The organism is Bacillus sp. FSL P4-0248 (genome assembly GCF_038593305.1).
In the GTDB taxonomy this organism is placed as follows: domain Bacteria; phylum Bacillota; class Bacilli; order Bacillales; family Bacillaceae; genus Bacillus; species Bacillus safensis.
Window position 1 is genome coordinate 1 of the sequence record NZ_CP151983.1, and the last position, 23,498, is coordinate 23,498.

General features: G+C 43.5%; 14 protein-coding genes, 2 tRNA genes, 3 rRNA genes and 1 other annotated feature. Of the genes, 17 read left to right on the top strand and 2 right to left on the bottom strand.

The annotated features are described in order from the left end of the window. The 12 genes from dnaA to rrf all read left to right on the top strand — a co-directional run bounded on the left by dnaA (nt 1) and on the right by rrf (nt 14,524). Nucleotides 1–1,341 (top strand): chromosomal replication initiator protein DnaA, encoded by a 1,341-nt coding sequence (dnaA, locus tag NST65_RS00005; RefSeq protein ID WP_024424073.1) that lies wholly within the window; start codon nt 1–3, stop codon nt 1,339–1,341. Between the two features lie 196 nt (nt 1,342–1,537). Continuing rightward, nucleotides 1,538–2,674 (top strand): DNA polymerase III subunit beta, encoded by a 1,137-nt coding sequence (gene dnaN / locus NST65_RS00010; protein ID WP_024424074.1) that lies wholly within the window; start codon nt 1,538–1,540, stop codon nt 2,672–2,674. 150 nt (nt 2,675–2,824) lie between these two features. Next, nucleotides 2,825–3,040, top strand: a complete 216-nt coding sequence (gene yaaA, locus NST65_RS00015; protein ID WP_008360916.1) for a S4 domain-containing protein YaaA — start codon at nt 2,825–2,827, stop codon at nt 3,038–3,040. A gap of 16 nt (nt 3,041–3,056) precedes the next feature. Beyond that, a complete protein-coding gene (gene recF, locus NST65_RS00020) occupies nt 3,057–4,169 on the top strand; it encodes a DNA replication/repair protein RecF (protein WP_041105878.1) in 1,113 nt (370 codons plus the stop codon). A gap of 17 nt (nt 4,170–4,186) precedes the next feature. Next, a complete protein-coding gene (locus tag NST65_RS00025) occupies nt 4,187–4,432 on the top strand; it encodes an extracellular matrix/biofilm biosynthesis regulator RemA family protein (RefSeq protein ID WP_034283648.1) in 246 nt (81 codons plus the stop codon). A gap of 57 nt (nt 4,433–4,489) precedes the next feature. Continuing rightward, complete coding sequence (gene gyrB / locus NST65_RS00030) at nt 4,490–6,406, top strand: DNA topoisomerase (ATP-hydrolyzing) subunit B (protein ID WP_034283656.1); 1,917 nt, start codon at nt 4,490–4,492, stop codon at nt 6,404–6,406. Nucleotides 6,407–6,638: 232 nt separating this feature from the next. Next, on the top strand, nt 6,639–9,143 hold the full coding sequence (gene gyrA / locus NST65_RS00035) for a DNA gyrase subunit A (protein WP_034283649.1): 2,505 nt from the start codon (nt 6,639–6,641) through the stop codon (nt 9,141–9,143). Nucleotides 9,144–9,507: 364 nt separating this feature from the next. Beyond that, nucleotides 9,508–11,056 (top strand): 16S ribosomal RNA (locus tag NST65_RS00040). Between the two features lie 95 nt (nt 11,057–11,151). Beyond that, a tRNA-Ile gene (locus NST65_RS00045) sits at nt 11,152–11,228 on the top strand. 14 nt (nt 11,229–11,242) lie between these two features. Next, nucleotides 11,243–11,318, top strand: a tRNA-Ala gene (locus tag NST65_RS00050). Nucleotides 11,319–11,416: 98 nt separating this feature from the next. Continuing rightward, nucleotides 11,417–14,347 (top strand): 23S ribosomal RNA (locus NST65_RS00055). 61 nt (nt 14,348–14,408) lie between these two features. Next, nucleotides 14,409–14,524 (top strand): 5S ribosomal RNA (rrf, locus tag NST65_RS00060). Together the 16S, 23S and 5S rRNA genes with 2 tRNA genes alongside form the textbook arrangement of a ribosomal RNA operon. 11 nt (nt 14,525–14,535) lie before the next feature. Here rrf and NST65_RS00065 read toward each other — a convergent pair. Beyond that, complete coding sequence (locus tag NST65_RS00065; RefSeq protein WP_024426750.1) at nt 14,536–15,504, bottom strand: YaaC family protein; 969 nt, start codon at nt 15,502–15,504, stop codon at nt 14,536–14,538. 121 nt (nt 15,505–15,625) lie between these two features. Here NST65_RS00065 and guaB point away from each other — a divergent pair, with 121 nt between their 5' ends. Together guaB and NST65_RS00075 are read left to right on the top strand one after the other, a co-directional pair. Continuing rightward, the gene (guaB, locus tag NST65_RS00070) at nt 15,626–17,092 is read left to right on the top strand and encodes an IMP dehydrogenase (protein WP_024426749.1); all 1,467 of its coding nucleotides are present in this window, start codon (nt 15,626–15,628) and stop codon (nt 17,090–17,092) included. Between the two features lie 160 nt (nt 17,093–17,252). Then, complete coding sequence (locus NST65_RS00075) at nt 17,253–18,578, top strand: D-alanyl-D-alanine carboxypeptidase family protein (protein WP_065214475.1); 1,326 nt, start codon at nt 17,253–17,255, stop codon at nt 18,576–18,578. Nucleotides 18,579–18,618: 40 nt separating this feature from the next. Here NST65_RS00075 and NST65_RS00080 read toward each other — a convergent pair whose 3' ends face one another. Next, nucleotides 18,619–20,097 carry a PLP-dependent aminotransferase family protein gene (locus tag NST65_RS00080; RefSeq protein ID WP_065214476.1) on the bottom strand — a complete coding sequence of 493 codons (1,479 nt, stop codon included), beginning with the start codon at nt 20,095–20,097 and terminating at the stop codon, nt 18,619–18,621. A 246-nt stretch (nt 20,098–20,343) separates the two neighbouring features. Here NST65_RS00080 and pdxS point away from each other — a divergent pair, with 246 nt between their 5' ends. From pdxS to serS, 3 genes are all read left to right on the top strand, one after another. Then, complete coding sequence (gene pdxS / locus NST65_RS00085) at nt 20,344–21,228, top strand: pyridoxal 5'-phosphate synthase lyase subunit PdxS (protein ID WP_039175840.1); 885 nt, start codon at nt 20,344–20,346, stop codon at nt 21,226–21,228. Nucleotides 21,229–21,248: 20 nt separating this feature from the next. Continuing rightward, nucleotides 21,249–21,839 carry a pyridoxal 5'-phosphate synthase glutaminase subunit PdxT gene (gene pdxT / locus NST65_RS00090; protein WP_065214477.1) on the top strand — a complete coding sequence of 197 codons (591 nt, stop codon included), beginning with the start codon at nt 21,249–21,251 and terminating at the stop codon, nt 21,837–21,839. A gap of 53 nt (nt 21,840–21,892) precedes the next feature. Further along, nucleotides 21,893–22,109, top strand: a binding site (T-box leader). A 49-nt stretch (nt 22,110–22,158) separates the two neighbouring features. Next, nucleotides 22,159–23,433 carry a serine--tRNA ligase gene (gene serS, locus NST65_RS00095; protein WP_024426746.1) on the top strand — a complete coding sequence of 425 codons (1,275 nt, stop codon included), beginning with the start codon at nt 22,159–22,161 and terminating at the stop codon, nt 23,431–23,433. The last annotated feature ends 65 nt before the right edge of the window (nt 23,434–23,498 follow it).

The window sequence follows — 23,498 nt, forward strand, 5'->3', positions numbered from 1 at the left end:
ATGGAAAATATTTTGGATCTGTGGAATAAAGCACTTCAAAAAATAGAGACAAAATTGAGCAAACCCAGTTTTGAGACATGGATGAAATCGACAAAAGCCCATTCTCTTCAGGGAGATACGCTTACAATTACGGCACCTAATGAATTTGCTAGAGATTGGCTTGAGTCAAGATATCTTCACTTAATTGCTGATACCATCTATGAACTAACAGGTGAAGAGCTCAGCATTAAATTTATTATTCCTCAAAATCAGGACGAAGAGGAAGCCATGCCAAAGTCTCCTATCAAAAAAATGTCTAAAGAAGAGCCCGTTGACATTCCACAAAATATGCTGAATCCAAAATATACATTTGATACTTTTGTTATTGGTTCAGGCAACCGTTTTGCTCATGCCGCTTCACTTGCAGTCGCGGAAGCACCAGCAAAAGCATATAACCCGCTTTTTATTTATGGGGGCGTTGGTTTAGGAAAGACTCACTTGATGCATGCGATTGGTCATTACGTGATCGACCATAATCCATCGGCCAAAGTGGTCTATCTATCATCTGAAAAATTTACTAATGAATTTATCAACTCAATTCGAGATAACAAAGCTGTCGACTTCCGTAACCGCTATCGGAATGTAGATGTGCTTTTGATAGATGATATTCAATTTCTAGCAGGAAAAGAACAAACACAAGAAGAGTTTTTCCATACATTCAACACACTTCACGAAGAAAGTAAGCAAATCGTCATTTCTAGTGACCGGCCTCCGAAGGAAATTCCGACACTTGAAGACAGATTACGCTCTCGATTTGAATGGGGCTTAATTACAGACATTACCCCGCCAGATCTAGAAACGCGCATCGCAATTCTGCGCAAAAAAGCAAAGGCAGAAGGCTTGGACATTCCAAATGAAGTCATGCTGTACATTGCCAATCAAATCGACAGCAACATTCGTGAGCTGGAGGGTGCTTTGATTCGTGTTGTTGCTTACTCATCTTTAATTAATAAAGACATTAATGCAGATCTAGCAGCTGAGGCGCTAAAGGACATCATTCCTTCATCAAAGCCTAAGGTCATTACAATTAAAGATATTCAAAGAATTGTAGGGCAGCAATTTAATATTCGATTAGAGGATTTCAAAGCAAAGAAACGTACGAAGTCAGTTGCTTATCCAAGACAAATTGCCATGTACCTCTCTAGAGAAATGACCGATTCCTCTCTGCCTAAAATCGGAGAAGAATTTGGCGGTCGTGATCATACGACTGTCATTCATGCTCATGAGAAGATTTCGAAATTAATTGTTGAAGATGAACAGCTTCAGCAACATGTCAAAGAGATCAAAGAACAATTAAAATAACCAAGCTGATATAATGAGTACGGGAAAATGTGAATAACTAGAGCATAGTCATACACAGTCTGTCCACATGTGGATAGGCTGTCTTTCCTTTCTTTTTCATGACTTATCCACATATTCACAAGCCCTACTATTACTTCTACGATTTTTATTAATAAAATATATATACATGTCATTAAGAAAATTTAGGAGGACCACTATGAAATTCACGATTCAAAAAGATCGTCTTGTCCAAAGTGTCCAAGATGTATTAAAGGCTGTATCCTCTAGAACAACGATTCCTATTTTGACAGGGATTAAAATTGTTGCGTCTGATGAAGGGGTTTCTCTAACAGGAAGCGATTCTGATATCTCAATTGAATCTTTCATTCCTCAAAGAGATGGAGATTTAGAGGTTATCACCATTGATCGTCCGGGAAGTATTGTGCTTCAAGCCCGCTTCTTTAGTGAAATTGTAAAGAAACTGCCTATGTCTACTGTCGAAATTGAAGTAGAACAAAATCACCTGACGATCATCCGCTCTGGTTCAGCGGAATTTAACCTAAACGGCTTAGATGCTGAAGAATATCCGCATCTTCCACAAATTGAAGAGCATCATGCATTTCAAATTCCGACAGATCTGCTTAAAAACTTAATTCGTCAAACTGTTTTTGCAGTGTCCACCTCAGAAACACGACCTATCTTGACAGGTGTAAACTGGAAGGTGGAAAAAGGTGAATTAATATGCACGGCGACGGATAGCCACCGTCTTGCTTTAAGAAAAGCGAAGCTAGATATTAACGAGGAAAGTTCGTATAATGTCGTGATTCCAGGGAAGAGTTTAACAGAGCTAAGTAAAATTCTTGATGATGGACAAGATCTTGTGAGCATCGTCATTACAGAAACCCAAGTTCTTTTTAAAGCACAAAATGTGCTGTTCTTCTCAAGGTTGCTGGATGGAAATTATCCAGATACAGCTCGTCTGATCCCGCAAGAAAGTAAAACGGATGTCGTGGTCAACACGAAAGAGTTCCTTCAAGCCATTGATCGTGCATCACTTTTGGCAAGAGAAGGACGTAATAATGTCGTGAAACTGTCAGCTGATCCTGAACAAAGCCTTGAAATCTCTTCTAATTCACCTGAGATCGGTAAAGTGGTGGAGACGGTTCAAGCAGATGACATTAAAGGGGAAGATCTTAAAATCTCCTTCAGTCCAAAATATATGCTGGATGCGTTAAAAGTATTAGAGGGAACAGATATTCATGTAAGCTTCACTGGTGCAATGAGACCGTTCCTGCTGCGTACGCCGAATGATGATTCTATCTTGCAATTGATTCTTCCGGTAAGAACGTATTAATTCAATCTAAAATGGCTGCTGTGTGAGTGCACAGCAGCTTTTCTTCTCGTTTTCCATGCTTTCTTTCATCCCAGTTGGCTTTCCCCCTTTCCTTCTTGTCTTGTTTTTTAGTACAATTAGATATTAGTGATATTGAAAGAGGTCGATACAATGCCTAATCTTATAACCATTGAAACAGAAATGATTACATTAGGGCAGTTTTTGAAATTAGCCGAAGTCATCCAATCTGGCGGAATGGCGAAATGGTTTTTAAGTGAACATGAGGTGTTCATTAATCAAGAGCCAGATAATAGACGGGGACGCAAACTATACCCAGGAGATGTTGTCGAGATTGAAGGTTACGGCACATTTCAAGTTGTGAATTAGAAACGGGTGACAATACATGTACATTCAAAGTCTGGCGTTAACTTCATACCGAAACTATGAACACACCGAGCTTCAATTCGACAATAAGGTGAATGTCATGATCGGTGAGAATGCCCAAGGTAAAACGAACTTGATGGAAGCGATCTATGTATTGTCGATGGCAAAGTCTCATCGTACGTCAAATGATAAAGAACTTATCCGATGGGACCAAGACTATGCTAAAATAGAAGGTAGAGTCATTAAAAAAAATGGTCCACTCCCAATGCAGCTCGTGATCTCAAAAAAAGGGAAAAAGGGCAAGGTCAATCACATTGAACAACAGAAGCTCAGTCATTATGTTGGTGCATTAAACACCATCATGTTTGCGCCAGAGGACTTAAGTCTTGTGAAGGGCAGCCCGCAAATCCGCAGAAGATTCCTCGACATGGAGATTGGACAAGTTTCTGCTGTCTACTTGCATGATTTATCGCTCTATCAAAAAATCCTTTCTCAGCGGAATCATTACTTGAAACAATTGCAGACAAGAAAGCAATCGGATCAAGCGATGCTGGAGATTTTAACAGAGCAGTTGATTGATGCGGCAGCGAAAGTGGTCAAAAGACGACTGACTTTTACGAAACAGCTCGAAAAATGGGCGCAGCCGCTGCATTTTGGGATTTCTAGAGAGCTAGAAACACTCACGCTCCAATACCAGACGGCAATAGAGGTATCAGAAGCGTCAGACTTGTCGAAAATAAAGAATAGCTATGAAGAATCGTTTCAGAAACTAAGAGAGAGAGAAATAGACCGAGGGGTGACACTGTGGGGACCTCACAGAGATGACCTGCTTTTCTTTGTGAATGGCCGGGATGTTCAGACATATGGCTCTCAAGGGCAGCAAAGAACAACAGCTCTTTCACTAAAGCTGGCAGAAATTGATCTGATACATGAAGAAATCGGAGAATATCCTATTCTTCTACTTGATGATGTGTTATCTGAACTTGATGATTACAGACAGTCTCATTTGCTCCATACCATTCAGGGGCGAGTACAGACCTTCGTCACCACAACAAGTGTTGAAGGCATCGATCACGCCACCCTGAAAGAAGCGGAAATTTTCAGAGTAGCCAGTGGAAAAGTAATTGACTGATAAATGAGGTGTGAGTCTTGTATATTCATTTAGGTGATGATTGTGTTGTTTCTACACGAGAGATTGTCGCAATTGTTGATTACAAAATGAGGTCGTCTTCTGTTGTAGAAGAATTTCTACAAAAACAGGAGAAACATATCATTTCGTTATCACAAGGGACACCCAAATCCATTGTCGTCACAACTGAGTCTGTTTATTACTCTCCTCTTTCCTCAAGCACGCTCAAAAAACGTGCTTCGTTTGTGATTGAAATTGAAGTCTAAAAGCTCAATTCATATAAATATATCGTTTAAGAAAAGTGTAGGTGAATGTACGTGGCAATGGAACAGCAACATAATAGTTATGATGAAAATCAGATACAGGTGCTTGAAGGACTAGAAGCTGTTAGAAAACGTCCAGGAATGTACATTGGGTCAACCAATGCAAAAGGACTTCACCATCTTGTATGGGAAATTGTCGACAACAGTATTGATGAGGCATTAGCTGGTTATTGTACAGACATTACAGTGCAAATTGAAAAGGATAACAGCATTACAGTAAAAGATAATGGCCGCGGGATTCCTGTTGGAATTCATGAGAAAATGGGGCGTCCTGCCGTAGAGGTCATTATGACTGTTCTTCACGCTGGCGGTAAATTTGACGGCAGCGGTTATAAAGTATCTGGCGGTCTGCATGGTGTAGGGGCATCTGTTGTAAATGCATTATCTACTACCTTAGACGTGACCGTATACCGTGACGGAAAAATTCATTATCAGCAGTTCAAACGCGGTGTTCCAGTGGGAGATTTAGAGGTTATTGGTGAAACAGATGTAACCGGGACAACAACCCACTTTGTGCCAGATCCAGAAATTTTCACGGAAACCATTGAATTTGATTACGATACACTTGCTAACCGTGTTCGTGAGTTAGCTTTCTTAACAAAAGGTGTAAACATCATCATAGAAGACTTGCGTGAAGGCAAAGAGCGGAAAAATGAATACTGCTACGAAGGCGGTATTAAGAGCTATGTAGAACATTTAAACCGCTCAAAAGAAGTCGTTCATGAAGAACCTGTGTACATCGAAGGTGAGAAAGACGGAATTACGGTTGAAGTGGCATTACAATACAACGATTCCTATACAAGCAATATCTATTCCTTCGCCAACAACATCAACACGTATGAAGGCGGAACACACGAAGCTGGTTTTAAAACCGGTCTAACGCGTGTCATCAATGACTATGCTCGTAAAAATGGCGTATTCAAAGATGGGGATGCGAATTTAAGTGGTGAAGATGTGCGAGAAGGCTTAACAGCCATTATCTCCATCAAACATCCAGACCCTCAATTCGAAGGGCAAACGAAGACAAAGCTTGGGAACTCAGAAGCGAGAACCATCACAGACTCCCTTTTCTCAGAAGCACTTGAGAAATTCTTGCTTGAAAATCCTGATTCTGCGAAAAAAATTGTGGAAAAAGGACTGATGGCAGCTCGTGCAAGAATGGCTGCCAAAAAGGCTCGTGAGCTGACAAGACGTAAAAGTGCGCTGGAAGTCTCCAGCTTACCTGGGAAACTGGCGGACTGTTCTTCTAAAGATCCTTCCATCTCTGAGCTCTATATTGTAGAGGGAGATTCTGCGGGCGGATCTGCTAAGCAAGGCCGTGATCGTCACTTCCAAGCGATCTTACCGTTAAGAGGGAAGATCCTAAACGTAGAAAAAGCTCGTTTAGATAAAATTTTATCGAACAACGAGGTTCGTGCAATGATTACAGCGTTAGGAACTGGAATCGGAGAAGACTTCACTTTAGAGAAAGCACGCTATCACAAAGTTGTGATCATGACAGATGCCGATGTAGATGGAGCGCATATCCGAACGCTTCTCTTAACATTCTTCTATCGTTACATGCGTCAAATCATTGAAAACGGTTATGTGTATATTGCACAGCCGCCTTTATATAAAGTGCAGCAAGGAAAACGTGTGGAGTACGTGTATAACGATAAACAGCTGGATGAGCTGTTAAAATCGCTACCTCAAACACCAAAGCCTGGACTTCAGCGTTATAAAGGTCTTGGAGAGATGAATGCTACTCAGCTTTGGGAAACAACAATGGACCCTGATGCGAGAACACTTCTTCAAGTCACACTTGAGGATGCGATCGATGCTGATGAGACATTTGAAATGCTGATGGGAGATAAAGTAGAGCCGAGACGGAACTTTATCGAAGAAAATGCACAATACGTGAAAAACCTTGATATTTAGATGAATCCCTCCTGAGAACAACCTTATTTCTTGTTTGGAATAAGGTTGTTTTTCAAGAAACAGGGGTGTGAAACGAATGTCCTGGTTTTCCGTGTTTTCGTTGATTTTCTAGTAAATTAATGTGTATAAAGCCGAGATTATTGATATAATGAAGAATAGTCTTGTGAAGATAAATACATATTTTACTCCCACATAATTTATTTCATGTGATACGTAAAGGGAGGTTCTTATAGTGAGTGAACAACATACACCAAATGTACGCGAAGTGAATATTAGTCAAGAAATGCGTACGTCCTTTTTAGATTATGCAATGAGTGTTATTGTTTCGCGTGCATTACCAGATGTGCGAGATGGATTGAAGCCCGTGCATCGAAGAATTTTGTATGCGATGAATGACCTAGGTATGACAAGTGATAAACCATTTAAGAAATCTGCACGTATCGTTGGAGAAGTTATCGGTAAGTACCACCCTCACGGTGACAGCGCTGTATACGAAGCGATGGTTCGTATGGCGCAAGACTTCAACTATCGAAATATGCTGGTTGAAGGACACGGAAACTTTGGTTCTGTCGATGGAGACAGTGCAGCAGCAATGCGTTATACTGAGGCGCGTCTATCTAAAATTTCAATGGAAATCCTTCGTGATATCACCAAGGATACGATTGATTATCAAGATAACTACGATGGCAGTGAAAGAGAACCAATCGTCATGCCTGCTCGTTTCCCGAACTTATTAGTCAACGGGGCAACAGGTATCGCTGTAGGGATGGCAACCAACATTCCGCCTCACCAGCTAGGTGAAGTGATTGATGGTGTACTGGCAATTAGTCAAAGTCCAGAAATGACAACACAGGAACTAATGGAGATCATTCCAGGACCAGACTTCCCAACTGCGGGACAAATCATTGGCCGAAGCGGAATCCGTAAGGCATATGAAACAGGCCGGGGCTCTATTACATTACGTGCAAAGTCTATCATCGAAGAAACATCCAGCGGTAAGCAGCGGATTGTCATCAATGAAATTCCATATCAGGTCAACAAAGCCCGTTTGATCGAAAAAATCGCTGATCTTGTGCGCGATAAAAAGATCGATGGCATTACAGATCTGCGTGACGAGTCTGATCGTAATGGAATGCGGATTGTGATTGAACTGCGAAGAGACGCGAACGCCCACGTTCTATTAAACAATCTTTATAAACAAACGACACTCCAAACATCATTTGGAATCAACTTATTGGCACTTGTCGATGGACAGCCTAAAGTCTTGTCCCTCAAACAATGTCTTGAATATTATCTAGAGCATCAAAAAGTGATTATTCGCAGAAGAACAGCATATGAACTTCGTAAAGCTGAAGCAAGAGCTCATATTCTAGAAGGTTTAAGAATCGCTCTTGACCACTTAGATGAAGTCATTGCATTAATTAGAAGCTCTCAAACTGCTGAAATCGCGAGAAATGGCTTAATGGAGAACTATAGCTTGTCCGAAAAACAAGCACAGGCCATTCTTGATATGCGTCTTCAGCGCTTAACTGGTTTGGAAAGAGAAAAGATAGAAGAAGAATACAAAGGGCTTGTTGATTTGATTGCTGAGTTGAAAGCCATTTTAGCAGACAATGAAAAAGTTCTTGAAATCATTAGAGAAGAATTAACAGAAATCAAAGAACGTTTCAATGATACGCGCCGTACTGAAATTGTGACAGCAGGTATTGAAACAATTGAAGACGAAGATTTGATTCCTGTTGAGAACATCGTGATTACGCTGACTCATAATGGTTATATCAAGCGTCTGCCTGCATCAACATACCGCAGTCAAAAAAGAGGCGGTAAAGGTGTTCAGGGAATGGGAACCAATGAGGATGATTTCGTAGAACAGCTGATTTCAACATCTACCCATGATACGATCCTCTTCTTCTCTAATAAAGGGAAGGTCTATCGTGCGAAGGGATATGAGATTCCTGAATTCGGACGGACAGCGAAAGGGATTCCGATTATTAACCTGCTTGAAGTAGAAAAGGGAGAGTGGATTAATGCCATTATTCCGGTAAGCGAATTTGATGAAGATTCGTATCTCTTCTTTACAACAAGACACGGTGTATCAAAACGAACCTCATTGTCTCAGTTTGCCAACATTCGAAACAATGGACTTATCGCATTAAGTCTTCGTGACGAAGATGAACTGATGGCTGTCCGTTTAACCAATGGAGAAAAACAAATCATCATTGGTACGAAAAAAGGTATGCTGATTCGTTTCGACGAGACAGATGTTCGTGAAATGGGGCGTACGGCAGCTGGCGTGAAAGGAATTACGCTTTCTGAAGATGACATCGTCGTTGGGATGGAAATCCTTGAGCCAGATGCAAACGTATTGATTGTCACCGAAAAAGGATATGGTAAGTTAACACCTGAAAAAGAATACCGTGTTCAAAGTCGGGGCGGTAAAGGTCTTAAAACATGTAAAATCACTGACAACAATGGTCCGCTTGTCGCAGTGAAGGCGACGAATGCTGAAGCTGAAGAGGACTTGATGATTATTACAGGAAGCGGCGTGATCATTCGTATGGCCGTTTCAGACATTTCAACAACAGGCCGAGTCACTCAAGGTGTCCGCCTGATCCGTCTAGGTGATGATGAACATGTCGCTACAGTGGCATTAGTTGAACAATCACAAGAAGATGATGAAGAGAATAGTGAAGAAAACGTAGAAACTATAGAGTCAGATCAAGAGCAATCTGAGTAAAAATAAAGCCGGTTTTTCACCGGCTTTATTTTTTTCTAAAAAAACTCATGTTTTTTTGAAATTTATAATGCTTTTTTCATAGATATGTGTTAATCTTTCAAAGGAGCAAAAAGAGGCTCTATTTTTTATCTCTTTTACAGTGGAAACTTCTTAAAAAAATAAAATGTTTTTCAAGAAAAATGTTGACTGTTGATAGAGATATATGATATATTTAAGTGGTCGCTTTAAGAGAGTGACAAACAAGTTCTTTGAAAACTAAACAAGACAAAACGTACCTGTTAATTCGAGTTTTTATAAAAAAATCCTATGAAACTTCATAGGTAGTCAGTCAAACTGGCGAAAAACAAAACTTCGGTTTTGTACTTTTTCGGAGAGTTTGATCCTGGCTCAGGACGAACGCTGGCGGCGTGCCTAATACATGCAAGTCGAGCGGACAGAAGGGAGCTTGCTCCCGGATGTTAGCGGCGGACGGGTGAGTAACACGTGGGTAACCTGCCTGTAAGACTGGGATAACTCCGGGAAACCGGAGCTAATACCGGATAGTTCCTTGAACCGCATGGTTCAAGGATGAAAGACGGTTTCGGCTGTCACTTACAGATGGACCCGCGGCGCATTAGCTAGTTGGTGGGGTAATGGCTCACCAAGGCGACGATGCGTAGCCGACCTGAGAGGGTGATCGGCCACACTGGGACTGAGACACGGCCCAGACTCCTACGGGAGGCAGCAGTAGGGAATCTTCCGCAATGGACGAAAGTCTGACGGAGCAACGCCGCGTGAGTGATGAAGGTTTTCGGATCGTAAAGCTCTGTTGTTAGGGAAGAACAAGTGCGAGAGTAACTGCTCGCACCTTGACGGTACCTAACCAGAAAGCCACGGCTAACTACGTGCCAGCAGCCGCGGTAATACGTAGGTGGCAAGCGTTGTCCGGAATTATTGGGCGTAAAGGGCTCGCAGGCGGTTTCTTAAGTCTGATGTGAAAGCCCCCGGCTCAACCGGGGAGGGTCATTGGAAACTGGGAAACTTGAGTGCAGAAGAGGAGAGTGGAATTCCACGTGTAGCGGTGAAATGCGTAGAGATGTGGAGGAACACCAGTGGCGAAGGCGACTCTCTGGTCTGTAACTGACGCTGAGGAGCGAAAGCGTGGGGAGCGAACAGGATTAGATACCCTGGTAGTCCACGCCGTAAACGATGAGTGCTAAGTGTTAGGGGGTTTCCGCCCCTTAGTGCTGCAGCTAACGCATTAAGCACTCCGCCTGGGGAGTACGGTCGCAAGACTGAAACTCAAAGGAATTGACGGGGGCCCGCACAAGCGGTGGAGCATGTGGTTTAATTCGAAGCAACGCGAAGAACCTTACCAGGTCTTGACATCCTCTGACAACCCTAGAGATAGGGCTTTCCCTTCGGGGACAGAGTGACAGGTGGTGCATGGTTGTCGTCAGCTCGTGTCGTGAGATGTTGGGTTAAGTCCCGCAACGAGCGCAACCCTTGATCTTAGTTGCCAGCATTCAGTTGGGCACTCTAAGGTGACTGCCGGTGACAAACCGGAGGAAGGTGGGGATGACGTCAAATCATCATGCCCCTTATGACCTGGGCTACACACGTGCTACAATGGACAGAACAAAGGGCTGCAAGACCGCAAGGTTTAGCCAATCCCATAAATCTGTTCTCAGTTCGGATCGCAGTCTGCAACTCGACTGCGTGAAGCTGGAATCGCTAGTAATCGCGGATCAGCATGCCGCGGTGAATACGTTCCCGGGCCTTGTACACACCGCCCGTCACACCACGAGAGTTTGCAACACCCGAAGTCGGTGAGGTAACCTTTATGGAGCCAGCCGCCGAAGGTGGGGCAGATGATTGGGGTGAAGTCGTAACAAGGTAGCCGTATCGGAAGGTGCGGCTGGATCACCTCCTTTCTAAGGATATATGGAGCAGCGTACGTTTTCGTCTTGTTTAGTTTTGAAGGAACTTGCAAAAGATCCTACAACATCATATCTTCGATATGAAAGATGGGCCTGTAGCTCAGCTGGTTAGAGCGCACGCCTGATAAGCGTGAGGTCGGTGGTTCGAGTCCACTCAGGCCCACCATCTTCTATTAAATCGGGGCCTTAGCTCAGCTGGGAGAGCGCCTGCCTTGCACGCAGGAGGTCAGCGGTTCGATCCCGCTAGGCTCCACCAACGTGTTCTTTGAAAACTAGATAACAATAAGTAATACATTCACATTGAATGCAATGCAAAGTTCATCACACATAGTGATTCTTTCTAAAGTAAGAAATGGTTAAGTTAGAAAGGGCGCACGGTGGATGCCTTGGCACTAGGAGCCGATGAAGGACGGGACGAACACCGATATGCTTCGGGGAGCTGTAAGCAAGCTTTGATCCGGAGATTTCCGAATGGGGAAACCCACTGCTCGTAATGGAGTAGTATCCATACTTGAATACATAGAGTATGAGAAGGCATACCCGGGGAACTGAAACATCTAAGTACCCGGAGGAAGAGAAAGCAAATGCGATTCCCTGAGTAGCGGCGAGCGAAACGGGAACAGCCCAAACCAAGAGGCTTGCCTCTTGGGGTTGTAGGACACTCTATACGGAGTTACAAAGGAACGATATAAGCGAAGAGGTCTGGAAAGGCCCGCCAAAGAAGGTAACAGCCCTGTAACTGAAATGTTGTTCTCTCCAGAGTGGATCCTGAGTACGGCGGAACACGTGAAATTCCGTCGGAATCCGGGAGGACCATCTCCCAAGGCTAAATACTCCCTAGTGACCGATAGTGAACCAGTACCGTGAGGGAAAGGTGAAAAGCACCCCGGAAGGGGAGTGAAATAGATCCTGAAACCGTGTGCCTACAAGTAGTCAGAGCCCGTTAACGGGTGATGGCGTGCCTTTTGTAGAATGAACCGGCGAGTTACGATCCCGTGCAAGGTTAAGCAGAAGATGCGGAGCCGCAGCGAAAGCGAGTCTGAATAGGGCGCATGAGTACGTGGTCGTAGACCCGAAACCAGGTGATCTACCCATGTCCAGGGTGAAGTTCAGGTAACACTGAATGGAGGCCCGAACCCACGCACGTTGAAAAGTGCGGGGATGAGGTGTGGGTAGGGGTGAAATGCCAATCGAACCTGGAGATAGCTGGTTCTCTCCGAAATAGCTTTAGGGCTAGCCTCAAGGTAAGAGTCTCGGAGGTAGAGCACTGATTGGACTAGGGGCCCCTACCGGGTTACCGAATTCAGTCAAACTCCGAATGCCGATGACTTATCCTTGGGAGTCAGACTGCGAGTGATAAGATCCGTAGTCGAAAGGGAAACAGCCCAGACCGCCAGCTAAGGTCCCAAAGTATACGTTAAGTGGAAAAGGATGTGGAGTTGCTTAGACAACCAGGATGTTGGCTTAGAAGCAGCCACCATTTAAAGAGTGCGTAATAGCTCACTGGTCGAGTGACTCTGCGCCGAAAATGTACCGGGGCTAAACGTATCACCGAAGCTGCGGACTGTTCTTACGAACAGTGGTAGGAGAGCGTTCTAAGGGCTGTGAAGCCAGACCGGAAGGACTGGTGGAGCGCTTAGAAGTGAGAATGCCGGTATGAGTAGCGAAAGACGGGTGAGAATCCCGTCCACCGAATGCCTAAGGTTTCCTGAGGAAGGCTCGTCCGCTCAGGGTTAGTCGGGACCTAAGCCGAGGCCGAAAGGCGTAGGCGATGGACAACAGGTTGATATTCCTGTACCACCTCCTCACCATTTGAGCAATGGGGGGACGCAGGAGGATAGGGTAAGCGCGGTATTGGATATCCGCGTCCAAGCAGTTAGGCTGGGAAATAGGCAAATCCGTTTCCCGTAAAGGCTGAGCTGTGATGGCGAGCGAAATTTAGTAGCGAAGTTCCTGATTCCACACTGCCAAGAAAAGCCTCTAGCGAGGTGAGAGGTGCCCGTACCGCAAACCGACACAGGTAGGCGAGGAGAGAATCCTAAGGTGATCGAGAGAACTCTCGTTAAGGAACTCGGCAAAATGACCCCGTAACTTCGGGAGAAGGGGTGCTTCTTAGGGTGTTAAAGCCCCGAGAAGCCGCAGTGAATAGGCCCAGGCGACTGTTTAGCAAAAACACAGGTCTCTGCGAAGCCGTAAGGCGAAGTATAGGGGCTGACGCCTGCCCGGTGCTGGAAGGTTAAGAGGAGCGCTTAGCGTAAGCGAAGGTGCGAATTGAAGCCCCAGTAAACGGCGGCCGTAACTATAACGGTCCTAAGGTAGCGAAATTCCTTGTCGGGTAAGTTCCGACCCGCACGAAAGGCGCAACGATCTGGGCACTGTCTCAACGAGAGACTCGGTGAAATTATAGTACCTGTGAAGATGCAGGTTACCCGCGACAGGACGGAAAGACCCCGTGGAGCTTTACTGCAGCCTGATATTGAATGTTGGTACAGCTTGTACAGGATAGGTAGGAGCCTTGGAAACCGGAGCGCTAGCTTCGGTGGAGGCATCGGTGGGATACTACCCTGGCTGTATTGACCTTCTAACCCGCTGCCCTTATCGGGCAGGGAGACAGTGTCAGGTGGGCAGTTTGACTGGGGCGGTCGCCTCCTAAAATGTAACGGAGGCGCCCAAAGGTTCCCTCAGAATGGTTGGAAATCATTCGCAGAGTGTAAAGGCACAAGGGAGCTTGACTGCGAGACCTACAAGTCGAGCAGGGACGAAAGTCGGGCTTAGTGATCCGGTGGTTCCGCATGGAAGGGCCATCGCTCAACGGATAAAAGCTACCCCGGGGATAACAGGCTTATCTCCCCCAAGAGTCCACATCGACGGGGAGGTTTGGCACCTCGATGTCGGCTCATCGCATCCTGGGGCTGTAGTCGGTCCCAAGGGTTGGGCTGTTCGCCCATTAAAGCGGTACGCGAGCTGGGTTCAGAACGTCGTGAGACAGTTCGGTCCCTATCCGTCGCGGGCGCAGGAAATTTGAGAGGAGCTGTCCTTAGTACGAGAGGACCGGGATGGACGCACCGCTGGTGTACCAGTTGTTCTGCCAAGGGCATCGCTGGGTAGCTATGTGCGGACGGGATAAGTGCTGAAAGCATCTAAGCATGAAGCCCCCCTCAAGATGAGATTTCCCATTCCGCAAGGAAGTAAGATCCCTGAAAGATGATCAGGTTGATAGGTCTGAGGTGGAAGCGTGGTGACACGTGGAGCTGACAGATACTAATAGATCGAGGACTTAACCTATATTCTAATGTGAAGCATGAACATTGTTATCTAGTTTTGAGAGAACATTCTCTCCATCAGGTTTGGTGGCGATAGCGAAGAGGTCACACCCGTTCCCATACCGAACACGGAAGTTAAGCTCTTCAGCGCCGATGGTAGTTGGGGGTTTCCCCCTGTGAGAGTAGGACGCCGCCAAGCTTCTATTAGGATCAGTTCCAATCGGAACTGGTCTTTTTTGTTTTTTCTTCTAACAGCATCATGATGTATGCTGGGAACTTCTCTTCTGCAATCTCCATGTAGCGTTCAATCATGACGTAATCATCGCTAATGTATTGAGACAGCAGCTCGTACCACCATTCTGTTTCGTAGCGGGCAATCATACTAAGGTTATACATCAATAAGTAATGGCTGATGATTTCAGGAATCCCTAGAAAAGCATCTCGTGTTGACGGTATAAACCATTGATCCATTTCTAAATCATAATGAAGATGAGTAGCAAGAGCTGGGTTTTCTTCAAGAAATACATCAAACGTCAGTTTTTTAGCCTCTCTCTGTTTGAGTTTCCAGCTTGTATGAAACTCAAAGTATTCAATAAAGCGTTCAGCAGACATGTTATAAAGTAATGGAATATGATCTTGAATCATCATTCCATTAGCCTTTTCTACTTTAACTAAAGTCGAGGGCTGCTTTTGAAACTCAAGAATATGACTCATTTCAGGTATTTTAGACAGGAGATGGATCATCGTAAATCGTTCATCTTCAAGACCATTTAATTGAAATAGATGCTTTAACACATGCATACATAGCCCATTTCTTTGGATTTTCACCTCATCTTCACTAAAACGGTAATGCTGTTTCTTTCTCTTTCTCGATGTTACGCCATGAGCTAAAACAGAGGTTTGAGAAGGATAATGGGGATCAACTGTCAGCAAACATGCTTTAAGCAGCTGTGCCATTCCATAAAACAATAAAATGGGTTTAAGTTCTAGAGGCGCGATCGCTGCCTGTTCATAGAACGTATGGCCATGTTTTAGAAAGTAAATAAATCGTTCACAGTTTTTATAGGCTTGCTGGTTTGCATCTTGAATGTTCCGTTTCTCATATTGTTGAAATAGAAACTTTTGGGAGGTTTCGAGCGAGTAAAAACGTTTTAAATCCTTCCATCCTGAACTTTTCATCTTCTTCCTCAACTCTCTTTATATTTTCTAAAAATTGCAACTGTTTGTTGCTTCCTTGACATGCTGTTTGCTAGTTGATAATCTACATATAATATTTTGCCGAAAAGAGGGGGATTTACTAATGTGGGAAAGTAAATTTTCAAAAGAAGGTTTGACGTTTGACGATGTTTTGCTTGTTCCAGCAAAGTCTGAAGTACTTCCGCGTGATGTCGATTTATCAGTGGAGCTAACAAGCACATTAAAGCTAAACATTCCAATTATCAGTGCGGGAATGGACACAGTGACGGAATCACAAATGGCGATTGCAATGGCACGTCAAGGTGGTCTTGGTATTATTCATAAGAACATGTCCATTGAACAGCAAGCAGAACAGGTGGATAAAGTAAAACGTTCAGAGCGCGGCGTTATTACAAATCCATTCTTCTTAACACCAGAGCATCAAGTATTTGATGCAGAGCATTTGATGGGTAAATACCGTATTTCAGGTGTGCCGATTGTCAACAACGAACAAGACCAAAAGCTTGTTGGTATTATTACGAACCGTGACCTTCGTTTTATTTCGGATTATTCAATGAAGATTAGCGACGTGATGACAAAAGAGGAACTTGTGACAGCTTCTGTTGGTACAACATTAGAAGAAGCTGAAAAAATCCTACAGCAGTACAAGATTGAAAAATTACCTCTTTTAGATGACGAAGGAACGTTAAAAGGTCTTATCACAATCAAAGATATTGAAAAAGTGATTGAATTCCCTAACTCCTCTAAAGATGCACATGGCCGTTTAATTGTTGGTGCCGCTGTTGGTGTCACTGGCGATACAATGACACGTGTGAAAAAATTAGTCGAAGCCAATGTAGATGTCATTGTCATTGATACAGCACACGGTCATTCTCAAGGTGTTCTAAACACTGTATCGAAAATCCGTGAAACGTATCCTTCTCTTAACATCATTGCTGGTAATGTTGCAACAGCTGAAGCAACAAAAGCATTGTTTGAAGCAGGAGCAGATATTGTGAAAGTCGGTATCGGACCAGGATCTATTTGTACAACACGTGTTGTTGCAGGTGTCGGTGTACCACAAATCACAGCGATCTATGACTGTGCAACAGAAGCAAGAAAACATGGTAAAGCTATTATTGCAGATGGTGGAATTAAATATTCAGGTGATATCGTGAAAGCATTAGCATCTGGCGGACATGCTGTTATGCTGGGAAGCCTTCTAGCTGGTACATCTGAAAGCCCAGGAGAAACAGAAATTTTCCAAGGTAGACGTTTCAAAGTTTATCGTGGTATGGGTTCTGTCGCTGCAATGGAAAAAGGAAGTAAAGATCGTTACTTCCAAGAAGATAATAAAAAATTCGTTCCTGAAGGTATCGAAGGCCGTACACCATACAAAGGGCCAGTCGTTGATACAGTGTATCAACTAGTTGGCGGTATTCGTTCTGGTATGGGCTATTGTGGAACGCAAGATTTACGCACTCTTAGAGAAGAAGCACAATTCATTCGTATGACGGGTGCAGGACTTCGTGAGAGTCATCCACATGATGTACAAATTACAAAAGAATCACCAAACTACACAATTTCTTGATAAATTGTGACAATCAAATTACATTTGACAGGGTCTATGACTCTGTCTATTTTTTTTGTCTTTATTGTGATAAAATTTATACTGTTGTGTTGAGATAAGCCCTTGTGGATTACATATATATGAAAAACGTCGAAAAAAGATGAATACGGAGGTATGACGATTGAACAGCAAGATGATGAAACAGCTTATGGTCTCTATCCTTGCATTGGCATTGATTGTTACAGCATTTACACCAATGTCCAAAGCAAAAGCTGCTGAAGATCCATTCAGTGTGAATGCGAAAGCAGCGATCCTTATTGAAGCTTCTACAGGTAAAATTCTTTATAGTAAAAACGCAGATCAAAGACTGCCTATTGCAAGTATGGCAAAAATGATGACAGAGTATCTATTACTAGAGGCAATTGCTGAAGGAAAAGTGAAATGGGATCAAAAGTATACGCCAGATGATTATGTATACGAAATTTCTCAGGACCGCAGCTTATCCAACGTTCCTTTGAGAAAAGATGGTTCGTATACAGTAAAAGAACTTTATCAAGCAACGGCTATTTATTCGGCAAATGCAGCAGCGATTGGTTTAGCAGAAGTGATCGCTGGATCAGAATCGAAGTTTGTTGAAAAAATGAACGCAAAAGCAAAAGAACTTGGTTTAACAAACTACAAATTTGTGAATGCAACTGGTCTGGAAAATAAAGACTTACATGGCCAACAGCCAAAAGGTACAGGTCCTGATGAAGAAAGTGAAGTATCTGCAAAAGATATGGCTTTGCTTGCACAGCATCTCATCAAAGACCATCCAGAAATTCTTGAAACAGCAAGTATTGCGAAAACAAAGTTCAGAGAAGGCACTGACGATGAAATGGACATGCCTAACTGGAACTTCATGCTTAAAGGACTTGTGAAGGAATATAAAGGTGTTGACGGTCTGAAAACGGGATCTACAGATTCAGCCGGTTCTAGCTTCACAGGTACAGCAAAACAAGGTGACATGCGTGTCATCGCAGTTATTTTGAATGCAAAAGGTAATCTTCATACAGCACGTTTCGACGTGGCAAAAAAACTGTTCGACTATGCGTTTAAAAACTTCACGATGAAAGAAATGTACAAAAAAGGTCAACAAATTAAAGGACATGAAAACATCGAAGTGGATAAAGGCAAAGATAAAGAAGTACCTGTTGTGACGAAAGAAGCATTTTCTGTGCCAGTAAAAAATGGTGACGAAAAGAGCTATAAAGCAAAAGTAAATATCGAGAAAAAGAAACTAGAAGCTCCTATTAAAAAAGGAACGAAGGTTGGCATGCTGACGACTTCTTATTCTGGTGATGAGAAGGACTACGGCTATTTAAATAAAGACCAATCAGGTGTTGAGCTTGTGACGAAAACAAGCGATGAAAAAGCAAACTGGTTCATCCTTGCAATGCGTGGTGTAGGTGGATTCTTCGCTGGCATTTGGGGCGGAATCGTTGACACAGTAAAAGGCTGGTTCTAATAAAAAACTGCTCTCTATACACGAGAGCAGTTTTTTATCGTTAAAAGAAGAGCGATTGCTTCTGATTTTGAGGAGTGGACAAGGCTTGCTGAAAAATACCACATAACTTTTCCACGCCCTCGGTCAGTGCTTTTTCATTCACATAGGAAAAGCTGAGGCGGATATAATTCTGTTTCGGCTCTCCAGGATAGCAGACAGAGCCAGGTAGAAAAGTAATTTGCTGCTTACGGGCCTCATGTAACAGTGCTCGTGTATCGACCCAGGAAGGAAAGCTGAGCCATAGATTGAGACCGCCCTGTGGAATTTGCCACGTTACATCTTTCGGTGCGTGCTTCGTTAACACATCCATCATCAAATCGCGTCTCACCTTCAAGGCGGTTCTTAGCTTCTTCGTATGATCAATCATTTTCTTCGATGTCAGAAACGGCAATATGGCCTTTTGTGTGAGGAGAGGGCTGCCTAAGTCATTATTGGCCTTTGCAGCTAATAAGCGGTTAAATATTGAGCCTGATGCGGTGATAATCCCTATTCTGCATCCTGGAGCCAGTGTTTTACTTAATCCTCGTAAATAAATGACATGTCCATCATGGTCCAAGCTTTTAATAGGTGCTGGCGGCTTCTTTTCAAAATAAAGCTCACGATAAGGGTCATCTTCTACAATGAGACAATCAATGCTTTGAGCCAGTAAGAGAAGCTGTTTTCTACGCTTCATCGACATACTGGCTCCTGTTGGACTGTGGAAAGTAGGAATCGTATAGATCAGCTTCGGTTTATATTTATCACAAATGCTTTGAAGCTGCTTCATGTTCATTCCTTCATGATCGACAGGGACGGTAATGATTCTTGCTCCTCTGCCCATAAAGACATCAATGGCCCCAGGATAGGTCGGTGCTTCCATGACAACCACATCATCCGGACCAATAAACGTACGTGCCACTAAATCAAGCCCTTGCTGAGAACCACTTGTTACAAGGATATTTTCAGGTGTAGACGGCACATCCAACTTTTCTAAAAAGGACTGAATGACTTGTCGCAGCTGAAGATCACCTTGTATTTCTCCATACTTCGACATGATTTGAGGATGTCTGGCTAGTACATGCTGCATTTCTTTTTCTAAATACCGGTTTGGCAAAAGCCCTGGATCGATCATAGAGGAAGAAAGGTTAATGGCTTCTTCGACATAGTGATACTGAGCGAATTGAGACCGTGGTAAATAATCTGGAATCGACAACTGCCAATCGAAAGAGGTAGATGATGGAGCCGGGGTCTCTGCCTGCTCTTGCTGCTCATTCACAAAAGTTCCTTTACCTTGCACCGTCGTTAAGTATCCGTCGTCTTTTAATCGGGTGTATGCCTTAGCTGCCGTGACAAGACTCACATTGAGCTGTTTAGCTAAATCACGGACAGTTGGCAGCTTTTCTCCTTGCTGAAGCAAACCCGATTGAATGTGATCGATGATTGAAAAGTAAATTTGATTTGAAAGAGATGTATCAGAGTGTCGATGGATATCAATATGCATGAAACCCCTCCATAGAATGCAAAATTGTTATACATGATTTTTAATTGTTATAGTTGTATTATAGCATGTAAATCACACTTGAAAGAGAAAACGACATGTTTTTAGCTGGAAATCCTTTGTGTGCAAGGGTTTATCCTTATTTTCCGGTTCGTTGGATTGTTATACTATTCTCTTTGTTGTTATACTTTCTCGCTTGTATGATAAAGATGTTGAATGAATCGAATAGACAAATGGGAGGAAACTATTGTGAGCAATAAGGGAACTGAACGAGTGAAACGTGGAATGGCAGAAATGCAAAAGGGCGGCGTCATTATGGATGTCGTCAATGCGGAGCAGGCAAAAATTGCAGAAGAAGCAGGTGCAGTGGCAGTCATGGCACTAGAACGAGTACCAGCTGATATCCGTGCTGCAGGCGGTGTTGCCCGTATGGCAGACCCAAGAATCGTAGAGGAAGTACAAAATGCAGTAACGATTCCAGTCATGGCAAAAGCACGTATCGGCCACATCGTCGAGGCTCGTGTTCTTGAAGCACTTGGTGTTGATTATATCGATGAGAGTGAAGTGCTGACGCCCGCAGATGAGGAATTCCATTTAAATAAAAATGAATACACAGTACCTTTTGTCTGTGGATGCCGCGATTTAGGTGAGGCAACCCGCCGTATCGCAGAAGGCGCTTCTATGCTTCGCACAAAAGGAGAACCTGGGACAGGCAACATCGTAGAAGCTGTTCGTCATATGAGAAAGGTCAATGCTCAGATTCGTAAAGTATCGGCTATGAGTGAAGATGAACTGATGACAGAAGCCAAGAATCTTGGCGCGCCTTATGAATTATTGCTGCAAATCAAAAGAGACGGCAAGCTGCCAGTTGTGAACTTTGCAGCAGGAGGCGTTGCGACACCAGCAGATGCTGCATTAATGATGCAGCTTGGAGCAGACGGTGTATTTGTCGGATCTGGTATTTTCAAATCAGACAATCCAGCTAAATTTGCAAAAGCAATTGTTGAAGCAACGACTCATTACACTGATTACCGTCTCATTGCAGAACTTTCAAAAGAGCTTGGAACAGCTATGAAAGGAATTGAAATTTCAAATCTACTGCCAGAAGAACGTATGCAAGAGCGTGGCTGGTAATTAAGGGAGCGCAAACGAACATGCTGACAATTGGTGTACTAGGGCTTCAAGGAGCGGTGAGAGAGCATATTCAATCGATTGAAGCCTGCGGCGCAGAAGGAAAGATCATCAAACGTGTAGAAGAGCTAAAATCCGTTGACGGTTTGATTATCCCTGGTGGAGAAAGTACGACGATGAGAAGACTCATGGATACGTACCAATTCATTGACCCGATCAAAGCGTTCGCTGCTCAAGGGAAACCGATTTTCGGAACATGTGCCGGTTTGATTATGCTGGCAAAGCATATCGAAGATCGAGAAGATGCTCATCTTGGACTGTTAAATGTATCTGTTGCACGGAATTCTTTTGGCAGACAGGTAGACAGCTTTGAAGCAGATTTAGAAGTAAAAGGACTGGATGCGCCGTTTACAGGGGTATTCATCCGTGCGCCTCATATCATCAGCGCAAATGATGACGTAGAAATCATGGCTGAATATGATGGCAGGATTGTGATGGCGAAAGAAAACAATATCTTAGGCTGCTCCTTTCATCCAGAGCTGACAGACGATCACCGGTTAACACAGCTGTTTGTAGACATGGTGAAGTCCTACAAAACGAAGCTTGCTGTATAAAACGGTTGAAAAGAGATAAAACTTATAGTACATTAAAGTCACAATCAAAGATCGAAAAAGCGTTGACGGGAAATAGTAAGAAGCCCCTCTTTCTCAGAGAGCCGATGGTTGGTGAGAATCGGTGAAAGATGCATTCTGAATCCATCCTTGAGCGAAATGCTGAAACTAGAGAAGTAAGCATTTACGGTGATACCGTTACAGAGGAAAGAGGAAAGCATGCCTTTGCATGTTTTCAATCAGGGTGGCAACGCGAGAGCTCTCGTCCCTTTCATGGGATGAGGGCTCTTTTTATTTTTCGATAAAAAAAGGAGTGTTACACATGCTGGATATTAAACAACTGCGCACGGACTTTGATCAAATCAAAGAAAAATTAGCACACCGAGGCGAAGATTTAGCGGATTTTGATAAGTTTGGTGAGCTAGATCAAAAAAGAAGAGAATTAATCGGGAAAACAGAAGAATTAAAGAGCCGAAGAAATGAAGTATCACAGCAAGTGGCCGTTCTAAAAAGAGAAAAGAAAGACGCCGATCACATTATTCAAGAAATGCGTGAGGTAGGAGATGAGATCAAGAAGCTGGATGATGAGCTAAGAACAGTAGAAGAAAGCCTGCAGCACATCCTGTTCTCAATTCCAAATATCCCCCATGACTCTGTACCAGTTGGTGAAACAGAAGACGACAACGTGGAAGTGAGAAAATGGGGCGAACAGCCAGCCTTCTCATTTGAACCAAAACCACATTGGGACGTAGCTGATGAGCTAAAAATCCTTGATTTTGAACGTGCAGGAAAAGTGACAGGAAGCCGTTTCGTTTTTTATAAAGGGCTTGGCGCACGCTTAGAACGCGCATTGTATAACTTTATGCTTGATTTACATGTGGATGAGTTTGGTTTTACTGAAGTGCTTCCACCTTATATGGTCAACAGAGCGAGCATGACAGGAACTGGTCAGCTTCCAAAGTTCGAAGAGGATGCCTTTAAAATACGTGAAGAAGATTACTTCCTCATTCCAACAGCTGAAGTGCCAATTACGAACATGCATCGTGACGAAATTCTCGAAGGTGAACAGCTGCCAATCAACTATGCAGCATTCAGTGCTTGCTTTAGATCAGAAGCAGGATCTGCCGGAAGAGATACACGCGGACTCATCCGTCAGCATCAATTTAACAAGGTAGAGCTTGTTAAATTTGTCAGACCAGAAGATTCTTATGAAGAATTAGAGAAACTAACAAATCAAGCAGAAAAAGTTCTTCAGCTATTGAACCTTCCATACCGTGTCATGAGCATGTGTACGGGAGATTTAGGATTCACAGCTGCGAAGAAATACGATATCGAAGTGTGGATTCCGAGCCAGAATACGTACCGTGAAATTTCTTCTTGCAGTAACTTCGAAGCATTCCAAGCAAGACGTGCAAACATTCGTTTCCGTCCAGAACCTAAAGCGAAGCCAGAACATGTCCACACATTAAATGGATCTGGATTAGCGGTAGGAAGAACCGTAGCGGCTATTTTAGAAAACTATCAACAAGAGGACGGCACAGTAATCATTCCTGAAGTACTGCGTCCTTATATGGGAAATAAAGAAGTGATGAAATAAGATGCCGTCAAGGCATCTTTTTCTTTTTACCAAAAGTCCTACAGTTTTCCTGAATTTGGCCGATA